At 69.4% G+C, this 15,023-nt stretch carries 2 protein-coding genes; one reads left to right on the forward strand and one right to left on the reverse strand.

Annotated features, from left to right (window positions below; all coding sequences use genetic code 11):
* Positions 1-15: 15 nt before the first annotated feature.
* Complete coding sequence (locus E0H92_RS42280) at positions 16-609, forward strand: TIGR03086 family metal-binding protein (protein ID WP_131500256.1); 594 nt, start codon at positions 16-18, stop codon at positions 607-609.
* A 1-nt stretch (position 610) separates the two neighbouring features.
* On the opposite strand, the gene E0H92_RS42285 is transcribed toward E0H92_RS42280, so the two are convergent.
* On the reverse strand, positions 611-15,022 hold the full coding sequence (locus E0H92_RS42285) for a WXG100-like domain-containing protein (protein ID WP_131500257.1): 14,412 nt from the start codon (positions 15,020-15,022) through the stop codon (positions 611-613).
* Position 15,023: the final 1 nt, after the last annotated feature.

Raw genomic sequence — 15,023 nt, forward strand, 5'->3', positions numbered from 1 at the left:
GCTTACGATAAGCTCATGCCTACTATCAACTACATCCCTCTCGACGCCGAGGCCGTGCAGGCCAGCATTGGGCTGGTGAGCACCGCGACCACTGCCGACCTGGCCAAGCCGACTCCGTGCCGCGCCTGGACCCTGTACGGCCTGCTCGCCCACATGGCCACCCAGCACTACGGCTTCGCGGCCGCGTCCCGGGGCGAGTCCGACCCGGCGATCTGGAAGGTCCGCGATCTCGGCGACGACCCGGTGAAGGCGTACGTCGAGTCCGCCGAGCACGTCTTGCACGCGTTCGCGCAGCCCGGCGTCGCGGAGCGGACGTTCCCGCTCGCCGAGTTCGGGCCGGACGCCGTGTTTCCCGGCGCCCAGGCGATCAGCTTCCACTTCATCGACTACGTGGTGCACAGCTGGGACGTCGCGAAGTCGCTCGGTACGACGGTGACGTTCGCACCCGCCACGCTCGAGGCGGCGCAGGAAGTGGCCCAGGTCGTGCCCACCGGCGAGGTCCGCCGCACCCCGGGTACGCCGTTCGCACCCGACGTACCGTGGTCCGGCGAGGACACCCTCGACCGCATCGTCGCCCACCTCGGCCGCAACCCCACCTGGCCGAACTGAACTAGGCGGCTCCCGACGGGTTCGGGGGTGGGATGCTACCGGCGGTGTGCAGGTTGCCTTCGGCAACTGCCGGGGCCAGCGGTGGCGTGGAGGGCTTGCCGCGGAGGGCGTCGTACTCGCGGCGGAACATCGTCAGGTACGCCGTCCCGCTCGTGTAGCCGGTGTCCTTCGACGCGACCTGGAAGCCGTCGCGCCGATCGAGGCGGCGGTCCTCGTAGCGCAAGTGATAGCCGACGTCGACCTTGACCGTGACGACCGGACCGCGCTCGTTCATCGTCGTCTCGTTGCGGTTGCCGGTGCTGTCGGAGCTCCTCTCCCCGACCTGCTCACCGCTGGACAGCCCGCCCTGGATCCCGGTGGGGTTCGATCCGCCCACCGACCGGGACGCCGGCAGCAGCCGGTTGCTCTTCGTCGTCAGCTGCGTGATCCGTTGCTGCCGGTCGATCTGCCCGAGTTGCGCGTCGCCCTCCGCCACCAACTGCAGGTTGGACAACACGGCGCGGACCTGCACCGCGACCAGGCGCGATCTTCGGCCCGGCACCGGCAACTGCACCATCGTGTGGCCTTCCGGCGAGGCGATCCGCTCGAACGCGGCCAGTCGCGTGGCAGCGGACAGCATGTTCTCCAGGGCGGTCCGGTGGAGGCGAGCACCTTTCTCCGTCAGCAGGTCCGGCTTCCCGAGCCGGCTGTACACGGTCTTGAACAGCTTCCGCGCGATCGTCCCCTCGACAACCGTCCCGCGCGGAAGCACGACCTTGCCCGGTTCGGCGGCCTGGGGCATCGGCGCGTTGACCGCCGAGGCGGGGACGAGCAGCGTCATCTCACCGGTCAGGTTGCGAGGCTCGGCCCCGTCGACCTGCACAGTCATCCGGTAGCCGCGGGAGACCCGTTTGGTCGGGTTCCACAGGGCCCGCGACATCCGGGTGTTCTGCTCGGTGCTCGACGCGGTCGTCGACGTACCGAGATCCGTCCCGACTCCCGTCGTACCCGACCCGACTTTGCCGAGCGCGCCGCCGACCTGGCCGTTGTAACTGGTGCTTTGCGTGACGCTGCGGCTCTCTTCGCGGTAGTCGTAGGCCTGGATGATGTTGAACGCGTTTTCCTGGCCGCCCGCGTCGGGCACTCCGTCGATCCTGATCGGACCGTCGTACTCCACCTTGATCCGCACAGTCACCCGCCGGCCGTCGCCGGTCGGGTACTCGGTGACGAAACCGCTCTGGCTGAGCAGGTCGTCGATGTGCCCGTGCCACCGCAGCCCGGCCAGATCGCCACGCAGACCGGCCGCGAGGACCGGGTCGTCGAGTGCCTCCGGTGCACTGCTCTCGGCAGCGGCGAGCACCTCGCGGTACAGATCGGTTTCGTGGCCGTCCGGGTCCTGGAGCGAGGTCTCGTCGATCAGCCCGGCGCCCATGGTCGTCTTGTAGAACTCCGGTAGCTGCACCTCCGTCCCGAGCTCGATCAGCTCCTCCGCCGTGGGCATCACGGCATCGAGCAGGCCCGCCTGTCCGGTCCGGTGCAGCCGAATCCGCTCCAGCCACCAGTTCATGCGCAAGACCGTGACCGTCTCACGCAGTGTCGCCGCCAGCCGTTCGCGCTGTACGGGATCCGATTGGCGGCGGGCGATCGCAAGGACCGTCCGCGACGGGAGGTGCAGTTCGCCGTTGAGCAAACGATTGACGGCCTCGTCGACCTTGGCCGCCGGGAGGTCGAGTTTGCCCAGTCCGTACAGCCGCAGGGCCTCGCGTTCCGGCAGGGTCAACATCACCGCGCCGCTGCGGACCACCGCTGCGCGCGGCTCGGCGCCGATCGCGCGCAGCTCCGCGACCACTCCGAGATCGGCCCAGAACTGGTAGTGCTCGCCGTCGCGGATCGCGAGCCGTTCCACGCCGCCGATCTGCGTCTCGGTGCTGCTCGCCGACCGGTCCTTCGAGCGGCTCCCACTGAGCGAGCCGCCGTACGACGAGCCGTCCGTCGCGACCGCGCCGTCGCCGCCACCGAGGCCGGTCGTGCCGCTGGTCGAGGTTCCGGTGGTGAGCGTCGAGCTGCCCAGGGTCAGGTTGATCTCGCCGTTCACCGGATGCCCGGAGCCGACGTACCTGAGGTTCAGCAGCGTCGTGTCGACCGTCAGACGGGCACGACCGGTGGTCACGCCCCGCTGGTTCAACGTTTGCTCGACGTTCGACGGCGTGGGGGTGACGAGCAGGCTGGTGCGGTACGGCGCGGTGAGGAGCTCGGGCCGCGCCGCCAGGTTGCGCGGGTTCAGGAACGCGCTCAGGTGGTGCAGCGCGGAGCTGTCGCCGCGGGCGAGTTCCGGCAACTCATTGGTCAGCTGCCCCACCAGATCGCCGACGTCGACCGCCTGGAAAGTTGCCGTACGCAACAGGACCGGGTCGACCTTGCCTTTGATTGCGAGCGTCGGTTCGGTGTCGTCCCGCCGGCAGAACTCGCTGTCGATCGAGAGCCGGGCGGTGCCGTCGACGGTGACGATCGGCTTGGCTTCGTGGCCCACCTCGGTGATGACGATCGAGTGCGGTACCTCGAAGACCGCGACCGGCGCGGTGCTCTCGGTCAGCGAGACGCGGTTCACCGTACTTCCGGTCGCCCAGCTGATGAACCGGCCGAGCGAGGAGCGTCCGTAGCTCGGCGCGATCTCCGGCGTCGAGCCTTCCGCGCCGGATCCAGGCTTGTCACTGAAGCCGAACTTGGCCTGCCAGGGAAGGCTTCTGGACCATCCGCCGGACCGGCCGGTGGTGTTCGAGCCGATGTCGAGGTTGACCACGGTCTCGCCGGTGGAGAGCCCGAGGAGCCTGGCCTCGCCGGTGTACGACCGGAGCCGGATCCGGTAGGTGTGCTGCTCCGGCGGCAGCCCGGTGCGGTGCCGGTCGAGACGGAGCACGATGCCTTCCTGAGCGGCCGGATCGTAGCCGGTCTCCAGACGGTGCCGGGTCAGTTGCTGGCCGATCCGTTCGAGATTCGCGAGCTGGCTGGCGGCCAGGGCGGGGTCCTTCCCGCCGAGCTCGCCGTACGGGATCAGGCCCTTCGCGGACAGGTGCTCGAGGAACTCCTGCAGGGCCTCGTCGGCACCGCTGAGCTCCTGCACGAGGGCAGGTCCCGCACCACGGATCGGCCGCGGGCCCTCCTGATGCTGGGACGATCCGTCGCGGAAGTCCCTTTGCATCCATATAGGTAGCAGGATGGTCTCGTCGGTTGGCTGCGGATCACCACGCAGCAGTCGCCGTCCGTCCACGCCGTACCTGGGTTGTCCGTCCTGGTCGCGGACGATCGCCTCCGACGGGACCGGGAGGCCGTAGCGGTACGCGTCGTTCTCGGGCATCCGCAGTACGGCGTCACCGGCGGCCGTCAGCGTGAACTCGCCGGCCTGGTCGACGCGGTGGATGGTGAGGCGGTGCTCCAGGCGCATCTTGACGCCGATCGTGGGCTGCATGCGCTGCACGCTCGGATGGATCGCCGTGTCGCCGGTGTTCACCGAGCTGTCATGGCCCGCGTTCACGCCGGCCCTTCCACTCGGTCCGAGGTCCCAGGACGACGTACCCAGGTCCTGCGTCGCCGTGCCGCCGTACCCCGCCGAGACCGCGACCGAGTCCCCGGCCGAGAACGTCTCGCCGCCCGACGTCCCCGAGAAGCCGACCCGCAGTCGCTCGACCTTGTGGTCCTTCGAGCTGTCGCCGAGCAACGTCGCCTTCTCCCACACCGCGACGGTCTCCAGTCGGGCGTACGCGACCGCGCGACCGCGGCTGGTGATGACCCGGGTGAGACCGCCCGGACGGGTCGTCTCGGCGAGCCGGCCCGGCGCGTCCTCGGTGATCAGGCCGCGCAGCTGGTCGTGACCGATCCGGTCGAGTCCACCGAGTCGTTGCCTTAGGCCAGCAATGGCACGGTCGGCCAGCTGGTTCAGTCCTTCGACCCGAGTAGCGACGTGTTCCGGCAGGTCGGTACGGCGTTCGTCCGACGGGATTCTGAGCGTTTCCGTGGCCGCACCGACCGTGTACGCGTGGCTGATTCCGAGTTCGAGGGTCGCGGTGTCCTTCTTGGTACCGCCGGCGACGACGTGCCGCGCGGACCACGAGCCGGCCGCAGAGGTCCGCATCCGCCAGGACCAGCTGGGGTGCGACGAGCGGAAGCGGTGGATCTCGCCCTGGATGACCTCGACCGCTCCCGGCAGTCCGTACTCGGTCGCACCTCCCGTGACGCTGAGGGCGACGTTCTTCGAGTACTCGATGCTCGGCGAGATCAGCGCCGCGATCTTCAGTGGGTTCGTGTCCGGCAGGGCCGACAGGAGAGGAGCGAACCTGAAGCCGCTGCTGGCGCTCACCGCTTGGGTGATGGTCGTGGCGACGTTGTAGCCGCCTTGTACGAGCTGGCCGAGCTGCGCCTCTTCGATCAGCACGGGGCTGTCCAGGACCTCCTGAAGCTCGCTCGGATTGAGGGTGAGCTCGAACTGCGTCAGCTCCGTGACATCCGCCCTTGGATCGTTGCCTACGGTCAGCACGAGTCCGTCAGGCGACAGCAGGCGTCGGGTCTCTGCCCGCAAGGTGCGGTGCAGCAGCTCGGGAGTGATGCGGAACGTCTTGTTTTGCTGGGCTAGAGCCTCGTTCAACTCGATCGTCAGCGCGGTCAGGTGTGGCAACTGGCCGGAGACGGTAGCTGTTTGCAGGACGTCCTTCGGCGGTAGGCTCTCAGCTCGCCGTTGCTCGTACAGGGCGTCTTGTTTCTTGGCTGCTTGGAGCATCGCGGGAGTCGGGGTGTCGAGGTATTCCTGCCAGGCTTGGCGAGCTAGGTCGCCCTGTCGCGCGGCCGCCCTACAGGCCGCCGCGATCGCCGCGTGGCGGGCTTTGGTGGGATCATCCTTCGCGTTCGCAGCGCTTTCGGTGCGGACTTTGGCTCGATTGGTCAGTTCGGCTTGCTGTTGCTGGAGAGCGTTGGGCCGCGACTTCGCGTACGTCGGCCAGTCGAGCGGTGGGCGTTCGGGCTGGAGCAGGCTGGCCGGGACGGCTCGCGCATGGTCGGCCGTGAGACTGCGGTGGAAGTCGACCCGGGCCGCTAGCGCGCGAGACGGCGTACGGCGATGTTCCTCGGCGAAGACGATGTCAGCGGCGATGTCCAGCAGGCCGCGGCCGGTGGTGGCGTGGGACTGGATCTGCGCCAGCGTGAACGGGCCGTAGCGGCCGTTGGTGGCCTGGTGGATCTTCGCGGCGATCAGGGCCGCGTTCTCCGCGTCGACGCTCGGCTCGTGGTGGCGGCCGGGCGCCCAGGTCAGATCGGTGAGGTTGCGGGCGTGGATCGGGTCGTTATGCAGCACCGATGCACTGACCGGGCGACCTTCGGGACCGTCGGGTGTCGTGTGCGGGTCGAGGCCGGCCCGTTGCATAGCGTCGGCGTACTGCGTGAACGTCGCCGAGATCCGGACGAGTACGTCGGTGAGTTGGTGGAGTTCGGTCGGGACCCCGGCGTCGTAGCGCTGCAGGAGGCGTTGACGTTCGGTGTCGAGGTCGGCGAGGCGCATCTTCAGTTCGGCCGGCGTGGCGCGGTTCTGGTCGAGCTCGGCGGCGATGCGCTGCTCGGTGACGTCGGCCCTGACGCGCATTCGGTGGCGGAGGTACCTGGCGTACAGACTGACGGGCTGGACGGCGCCGACCGCACCCGCGATCCCGAGGTACGACGAACCGAGATGGATGCCATGTGCCGTCCGGGAGGCGACGCCGATGCCGGCTTTGGTGATCGCGCCACGCCAGACCCGCGTCTTGATCGGGCGACGGGCTTCGCGGTAACGGGTGACGAAGGTGCGGATCGGCCAAGCGAGCACCGCGCCGGTGAGGACGGCCGCGGCGAGGCCGATCTGTCCCTTGCCCGCGAGGACCACCGCCGACACGGCACCGGAGGGAACGGTCTGCAGGAATCGGAATGAGAGGTCGGCAGGCACAGTCGGCAGTGTGCGTACTCCGTTGTCGATGCGCTGCGCCAGGCCGGGCTTCAGACTCGTGACCGCAGCCGCGAGGTCCTGCGGGAGCGCGGCCCGGAGGTTGTCATGGGCAACCACTCCGAGCGCGTCGGCCAGCTCGGCGAACTGCCGCGCCGCCGTACTGCGCTGGAACCAGGAGTGCCCGTTGTCGCGTTGATCGAGCAGGCTGCGCAGCGTGACGAACGCATCCGCCACCGACTGCCGATCGGCCGCGGCGATCTGTTCCGCGAAGGCGTCCGCGGTCATCCGTCCGAACGCCGCCGCGAGATCAGGCCCGTGCCAGTTGACGAACTGCCGGAACAGCGGCAGCTCCCGGAGGACCGCCTGCTGACTCTCGGACAACCCTACTTCCGCGATCGGCTGATCGGCGAAGTGCTGGAAGAGCCTGTGCACAAAGCGATCCACGGCCGGATCGGGCGCATGCGTGGTCCTGAGGCTCTGACCAGCGGGCCTGCGTTCCAGGCTGGGGAGTCGCGTCGGGCGGGACGATGGCGGCTCGGTGAGCTGGTCCTCCCGCCGATCGATCTCTTCGGCCAGCCAGGCGCGGATCGTGTTCCGCGGCAGGACGGTCCGGACCCGTTGCCGGAGCCCGCGCGGCAGCGGCGGAACACCGAATCGCCGCCCTTCGATCTTGTTCAGCTGCCGCAGAACATGCCCCAGCTCCCTGCGCGACCGGTACGGCGACTCGCCGCGCTCCAGCCGGTCGACCAGATACCCGACCTCGGCGCGCCGGCCGGCTCGAACCTGATCGACCTCCGACTCACCCCGGTACGCCGACAACACCCCGGCCACCGCATGCGCGACCGCCCGTCCCACCACCTCGTCACCGGCCCGCGGCGACAGCTGGATCCGGGCCCCGTCTGTCGTGCGTTCCCATCGGACCGGTCCGCCGCTGAAGATGCCGGACACATCGAGTTTCACAGTAAGCCGCTGCCCACCCGCCAGCGTGACAGTGATCTGCTCCTCCCCGATCGCCACATCCCGCGCTTCCCCACGAGCAGCCGCAACAGCCGCGGCAACCTGCAGCGCCGCGGCCCGAGCCGCAGCATGAATTGCCGCCCGATCCGGCATCCGCCGCCCGTCCCCGCGGAACTCACTGCGATCGATCCTGCCGGGCTCACCTGCCCGATCAGCACCATCAGCCGGACGCCGCCGCGCGTTGCCCACCGCCCAAACCCGCCGATCGCGCGCCGTGCCGTCACCGGTCGTGCGCTTCACATTGTCGATCGCCGCCCGGAGCAGTTGGTCGCTGAGCAGCTCGACCGGCAGCGCCTCGCGTTCGCTGGATCCGATGACGTGGACGTTTCCGCGCTCGTCGACCGCCAGGTGCAGATCGGCGGGACGGTGGCCCAGCGCACGCAACCGGCGTACGTAGTCGTGCAATTGCAGGACCGTGTCGAGGGTGACTGCGTCCGTGTGGACGGCGGAGTCGACATCCTCGACCGCGACCCCGACGTACCGGCTGCCGTCGACCTCGGTGGTGACCAGTCCGACGGGGATCGGGCCGTAGCCGGTACGGGCAGCGGCGTACGCCTGCTCGAGCTCGGCGACGGCGCGGTCGCGCGCCCCCGGGGTGTCGGGGTGGAGCTTTGCGGACGGATGATCCGGGATTGCCGTCGCCCAGTCGTACGACGGTTGTTGCAGGTCTTCTCGTGCCGCCGGAGCGTTGCGGACGTGCCCGGTCGGTGTGAAGGTGCGGTTCGGGACACCGTCGGCGGCCCAGGCGATCCAGGCGTCGATGATCTCGAGCGGGTCTGTCCTGCCGCGGGTGAAGATGTCCAGGTTCACGCCAGCGGGAGCGGCCGGCAGTTCGGTGGGCAGGGGGCGGATGCGGCCGACGTCGTACGCCCAGAAGCGGCCATCGGCATCGATTCCGAACTGCAGGTCGGTGATGACCAGGTTGTTCGCGAGGAAGAACGCGCGGATCGCCAGCAGACTGTCGAGGCTGGCCTGTGTCGGCCGGAGAACCTGAGGGCCGCTGAAGTCCGGGACGGTCGCCCAGATATCGCGGCTGATGGTCGGGAATCGGCCGGCCACGAACGCGTCGCGCTCGAACACGGTGGTGTAGCGCAGCGGTGCGATGACCTGATCCGCGCCGGGCTTGGTGAGCAGGTCGCGCGTCCGGCCGAGCTGCTTGAAGAACGACACCTCGATCGTCGGGTGCGCGATCAGGACGACCTGGTCGTAGAACGCGAACGCGGCCTTCGATCCGCCGATGCCGAGCAGGCGGCCGAGATGCGGCTCGAGGTCCTCGATCACCACACCGTCCGGGTTCTCCGGCGTCCGCAGGACGAGCGTGTCGTCGGGGCCGAACGCGACCGTTCCCTCGCGCTGGAGGCTCGCGTCCGCCTTCGGGTGCAGGACCTGCCAGCCGTCCGCCGTCCGAACGGTGATGTCGAGGCCCATGATGTTGGCCAGCTTCTGGGCGAGGTGCGGTGACGCTGCGGCGGGAAGGTCGAGCGCTATCGACACGTGCCGGTACAGGTCGGTCATCACCGCGAGGTGGTGCGGCGTGAGCCGGGCGCCTTCGATCTCGAAGTGGCTGTCGTCGACGGCGGTGACGAGGAAACGCTTGACCTTGCCGTCAGGGTGGGCCGGCACGACGGCTGCGAGGGCCTGCTCGTCGGGCGTTCCGTTCAGCAGATCGTCGTACGACGTCTCGACGAGACCGGCACTGAACGGCGCGAGCCCGCCGCCGTCGTACCGATTCTGGCTGGCTGGCCGGATCCGCGAGATGTTCGGTCCGGCCCGGCCGGTCCTGGACCGCGCGCCGGCGTCGTGCACCGGCCGGCTCGTTCGGATGGCTTGGAGGAGGGTGCGGAGGATCTTGTACAGCGGGGCGAGCTCGTGGCTGTGGCGGGCTAGCTGGAGGGTTTCGTTGCTGATGGCGCCGATTCGGTGGAGGGCGGCGCCGAAGACCGTGGAGAGCACGCTGTTCCAGGCCTGGGTGAGACGGGACGGTATGCCGCCTTCCGCCAGCCGGGCGAGGAACTCCTCGTCGCGGACATCAGCCGGCAGGTCGGCGTACAACTCGTCGATCTCCGCGGAGAGTTCGGCGTCGAGACGGCGGAGTTGATGAACGGCGGCGAGGATCTGGGCGCGTTCCTCGGGACTGAACAGGGTCCAGCCGTAGTGGCCGACGATCTCGTGCCAGACCGACGCGCTGACGTCGGCCGGGCTGCTGTGGTCGGCGGCGGAGAGGTAGATGACACCCCTCCCGTCCTCCATCCGGAAGAACCCGGGTCGTGGGCCGGTGCTCGCCGGAATCCCGTGCTCGCGCGCCAGCGTTGCTCCATCCGCTTCGACGACGACGTCGAGCTCGATCCCATCGGGCAGCCGCATCTGGCGTCGTACGGCGTCCACGGCCTCGCGGACGGCTCCGGCATTCATGCCGTCGGTGGGCGCAGCGAGCAGTCGCGCGCGGTCGGCGTCCTGGTGCGCGTTGTCGATGGCGGCTTTGATCAGCTGGTCTCGGATGTCCATGCTCTCCATGCCGAGCCCGTGGTCGGCGCGGGCGAGGCGCTGGTAGTCCGGGTCGTCGAGCAGGGGCAGGACATCGGCGAGGTCGATCACGCGGAGGTTGCCCGTCATGGGGTCGATCAGCGGCTGCAGTTCACCGTGCGAGTGGTGTCCGCCGTCGAGCAGCCGGCGCAGGTACTGGTGCAGTTGCAGAACGGTGTCGAAGGTGACCGCGCGGCGCGCGCGGCCCACCTCGGCGATCGCGGTCGGCTCCGAGGGCTGCGGATCGTGCACCATCGCGCCCTGTACTCGTCCCATGGCCAGACCGACGTACTGCTTGCCGGCGATCGTTGCCGTGACCAGCCCGTACGGCGTCGGTCCGTAGCCGGTGCCCGCTGCGGCGACTACTCCTGCGAACTCGTCGGCGATGTCCTTCCGCTGCTGCGCGTCGGCCTTGTCCGGGAAGAGCTTGACGATCCACTCGGCGCCGTCGCGCGCGATCGAGTAGACGCCGGCGTGCGCGTCGAGGTTGACGATCTGTCCACGCCGCCCGCTGGTGCTCAGCCGCTCGCCCGGCTGGACCTCGCCCAGGTCGGCCGCGTCGATCCACGTGTGTGAGCTCCAGTGCTCCACGTTGACGATCTCCGGTGATCCGGTGATCCGGGCGTCGAGCTCGACTGCGCGGCCGAAGAGGTCGTTGTAGCGGTGCCAGCCACCGACTTCGGCGAGCAGGTCGGCGGGTTCGAGCGCGCGCAGGCCGGGGCTTTCCAGGAGAGGCCGCAGCCCTTCGATCAGCGCGGGGTCGTTGCCGGTCACCTGCTTGATCGCGTCGACGACCCGGAGCTGGTCGGTGGCAGACAGGCCTTGGTACGACGGGGTGGTCCGCAGCATGTCCGGCACAAGGGCATCGGGCTGCTCGCGCCCGCGCCGGCTGCGGGACGTGTCGTCCGCGCCAGGCGTCGCACCGGACGAGTCGTCCCGGTCAGGCGTCGTACCGGATGAGTTGTCCGGGGCAGGCGGCCTTTCGGGTACGACGGTGTGTTGGACGCGGATGTCTGCGAGGTTGGTGTGTTGGGTGGTGAGTTGGCTGGCTTTGACTGCGGCGGAGTAGTTGCCGACGGCTAACGACTGTTCTGCCTTCTGCAGTGCTTCGTGTGCGGCCTTAAGGGTTGCTGGGCTGCCCTCGCCACGGGCGTGGGCGACGGCTGCTTCGGTGTAGTTCCGGAGTGCCTCGTTGTGGGCGGTGGTCGACGGTGCGTCGTGGTACGCGACGGCGGCTTCGAGGGCACTGCTGTGGCGGCGGAAGAGTTCGTCCTGGTGCGACGCGTACAAAGACGCCTCACCGGGCGCGCCCTGCCGGCCTGCGCGGTTCAGGGCCTGGACCGTGCCGCGCGGCGACTCGACGTCGTGGAACCCGACCCGCACCGCCAGCCCGCCACCAACCGCTTCCCGGCCGTCGCCCTTGACCGTGAACACGTGGTCGGTGGCGCCCGGCCGATGCCCGAGGTCGAACGCGTCCCGGTGGATCTCGATGTCGATACCGCGGCCGAGGACCTTGTTCCCGATCGTGATCGTGCCCGGCTTGCCGGCCTGCTTCCAGATCGCGTCCATCCGCGTGTCGAACGTGTGCTCGGCGATGAACTTCGCCATCGTCTCGGCGTTCACCTGCTGGATCTCGATGCCTCCGGCAAGCTCGTGTTCGGCGAGCCGCTGCTCCACCAGCCGGGTGACCAGCGCCACCTCGTCGTTGTGCTCGACCACGATCGCCTGCGGACGGCCGGCGGACGGGTCGCCGTCCTTCGACAGGTCCGCGATCGCCTGGTCGACGATCGCCCGGTACTTCTCCTCCGCGGTCGCGAAGTGCTGCGGCGGCCGGAACTCCAGCTTGCGCGTGTTGAACGACTCGATCTCGACGACCCGGCCGATCTTGTCCGCGCCGTACAGGTCGCGGATCGCCTGCCCGGCGTCCTTCGCCGTCCCCGACATCCCACTCAGATGGTCGTAGGTCTCGAGCAGATCCTTGGTCCGGACCGCGTTGGTGTGCTTCGCGTCGGCCCGCAGGTCCAGGCCGTGCCGCGCCTCGAGCGCCTGGGCGACACCCGTCCAGCGCTGCTCGAGCAGCGTCTGGCGATCGACCAGCGGCTCACCGGAGTGCTTGCTGACGATCAGGATCGTCTCGTTGCCCTCGATCACGGCCCGGATGTAGTCCCGGCCGGGCTTCAGGACCCAGCGGGCCTGTGCCGCGTGCTCCAGCCGCGTGACATGGGTCGCGAACCGGCGCGACGTGGGCTCGACACCGATCAGATCCGCCAGCCGCTGCCGGCCGGCTTCGGTGAGCTTGGGTGCTGCCCCGTCGACCGTCAGCCCGAAATCGGATTTGTCGAACTTGCCGCTGTCCAGCGCCCACTTCGCGAGCATCACCTCGGCCTGTGTCTTGGCCGACGCCTCACCGGCCGCGCCGGAGCTGTGCGTGTAGACCTGCGTGGCGAGTTCGACCGCGACCGCGTCGACCTCGTCGACGACAACGTGTTTGCCGGGGACGCGATGACCGCGGCCCATGCTCCACCCGAACGCGGCGACGTCACCGACGTACACGGTGGGGCGGCGCGGTTTCCCGTACCGGACGGCGGGATCGACCTGTACGACGTCGTACCCGAGCGGCTCGAGGACCTTGCGGAACTTCTCATGCGCCTGTGCGGCGAGGCTCCGGTTCGACGTCATGAAGTGCACCGGGTGCTCGGCCGCGGTCATGCCGAGTGCGAGGACGGCGACCGCGGTCTTACCTTCGCCGGTCATCATCTGCACGAGCAGGTCGGAGCGCAGCGCGAGGTCGGCGTGGATCTGGGTCCAGTTCATCGCGAAGCCCCAGCCGTCCGGGGTGCGGTGGACGAGCTCGTGAATCGCGAGCATGCGCGCTTCCTCGGGGGTCAGGCGCACCTCCGAGACCAGGTTTAGTTTGCCCTCGGCGAGCTGCCGGATCTCGGCCGGGCTGAGCCGCGACAGCGTGTAGTCCAGCTTCGCCGCGAGGTACGAGACCTGTCGCGCATCCGCGGCCAGCTTGGCGTCCTGTACGTGCGCGTCCGCGTCCTTGGCCGCAAGGAGGTCGTGCTGCGCGGTGTCGTCCTTCGCCCTCGCATGATCCCGCTGCTCGCGGAGCTCGTGTGCCCGTGGGTCGGTGTCGCCGTGTTTCTTGACGTGCTTGTCGAGTGCCTTCTCGGCGTCCTTCAGCTCCTTGCCGGACTGGTCGGCGGCACGCTCTGCGTGCTCGGTCGACGGTGCGTTCTTCCGGTTCTCCACGGCTGCTTGATGCTCGTCGCGCGCCTTGACCGCTTCAGCGTCCCGGCGGTGCACCTCGTCCTGGTGCTCCCGCCGCCCGGTCCAGTCCCGTACTTCGGGAGTCGCCTCCTGTCGTGGATGCTCACCTGCATGGGGCTGAGCAGACGCCGGCTGATCAGCATGCGGCGCTCCTTCACCGGCAGGTGTCTCGGCCCGCCGGTTGGCTACCTGCGGAACGTTCTCCTTCTTCTCAACCGCCCCCGACTTACCTATCTCTGCGGGCTTGTCCGGTACGACGGACTTCTCCGGGCCGGACGGGGGTTTGTCGGATGGAGCTGCTTTCTCCGGTACGACGGTCTTCTCCGGTGCGGTTGTTCTGGTGTGGTGTTCCACCGCCGTCGTCTTGGTAGTCGTCGTTTCCGTTCGAGAACCAGAACGAGCAGAGGCTTCCGCCGTACCAACCCCACTGGCTGGCTGCGTGGTGTGAACGCCGCCCACCGCGCCCGCGTCCGCGCGCGACTCAACCCCCGCACTGTGCGCGTTGCCGCCGGTCGTCTGCACTACCCCGGCACCGGCATCCGCGACCGGGGCGTCGGCTGTCCCGTGGGCCGTCTGGGCACCGGGTTCGGCGGCGAGTTGCGGCGGGTCGGGCGGTGGGCGGTCGGCGCTGACCATCGGATGGTCCCTGACCGGCTCGACCCGGATCGGGTCGGCGTGCGGTGCCGCGGCGGCCGGCCCGTGCGAGCCGCCGCCCGGGACCGCCGCGCCCATCACCGCGGACTTCCAGACGGACTCGAAGGTCACCGGGTGCCGGGTGACGACCCAGTCGGCAGCCGGCATCGCCACCGCCATCGTCGTGGCACCGGCGATCCGACGGCCAAGGAACCGCGGCACGCGGCCGTTCAGCGCGCTCACCTTCCCGGTCACCACCCCGCCCAGCTTGCCCATCCCGACACCGGTCGCGATCGCGATCGGGGTCGCCACCGCGGCGATCGCGGCGTACTGCTTGGTCTCGTCCCAGTTCCAGCCGTCCGCGTGGTGCCCGTCGGGTGTGGTGCGGCCCGACTGCCCGGTGAGTACGCCGTACCCCTGGGCGATCGTGTTGGGTGCCAGGCCGTAGACGCCGGCGCCGACACCGGCGATCGCCGCCCCGCGGAAGAACTTGACCGGCGTCATCGCCAGCGCCTTCCCGGCCCGTGCCGCGAGCGCCGAGAGCGCCTGCTTCATGACGCCCCGCGCCCGGTTGTGGATGAAGTCCTTCAGCGCTTGGCGGAACGCGGCGCGCATCCCCAAGGACAGCGCCTTGCCAGCCGGGATCGCGAACATCAGGACGCCGACCGCGATCTGGGCGATGATCATCACCTTGGCGCGGACGATCGTGTCGGCCTGGTCCCGCAGGTACTGCGCGAGCTCCTCGGCCGCACCGGCGATCGTCTCGACGCCGCCGAAGTCCTTGTCGGTCCCGTACGCCAGGATCTGCGCGGACAACGCGCGCCCGGCCTCGCCGTTCCAGGCGGCGGCGACGGCAGTCGACCCTTCGCGGCACCCGGTCGCGACGGTGGTACGGAGTTCTTTGGCGATCGCGTCGTACTGCCGGGCGTACTCGCGCAGGGCGTCCTCGTCACCGCCCGGCCAGTCGTCGGGGTCGACACCGACGATCGCGCCGAGGAACTCGACGACCGGATGCCAGAAACCCACG

The organism is Kribbella speibonae, from assembly GCF_004331375.1.
GTDB lineage: Bacteria > Actinomycetota > Actinomycetes > Propionibacteriales > Kribbellaceae > Kribbella > Kribbella sindirgiensis.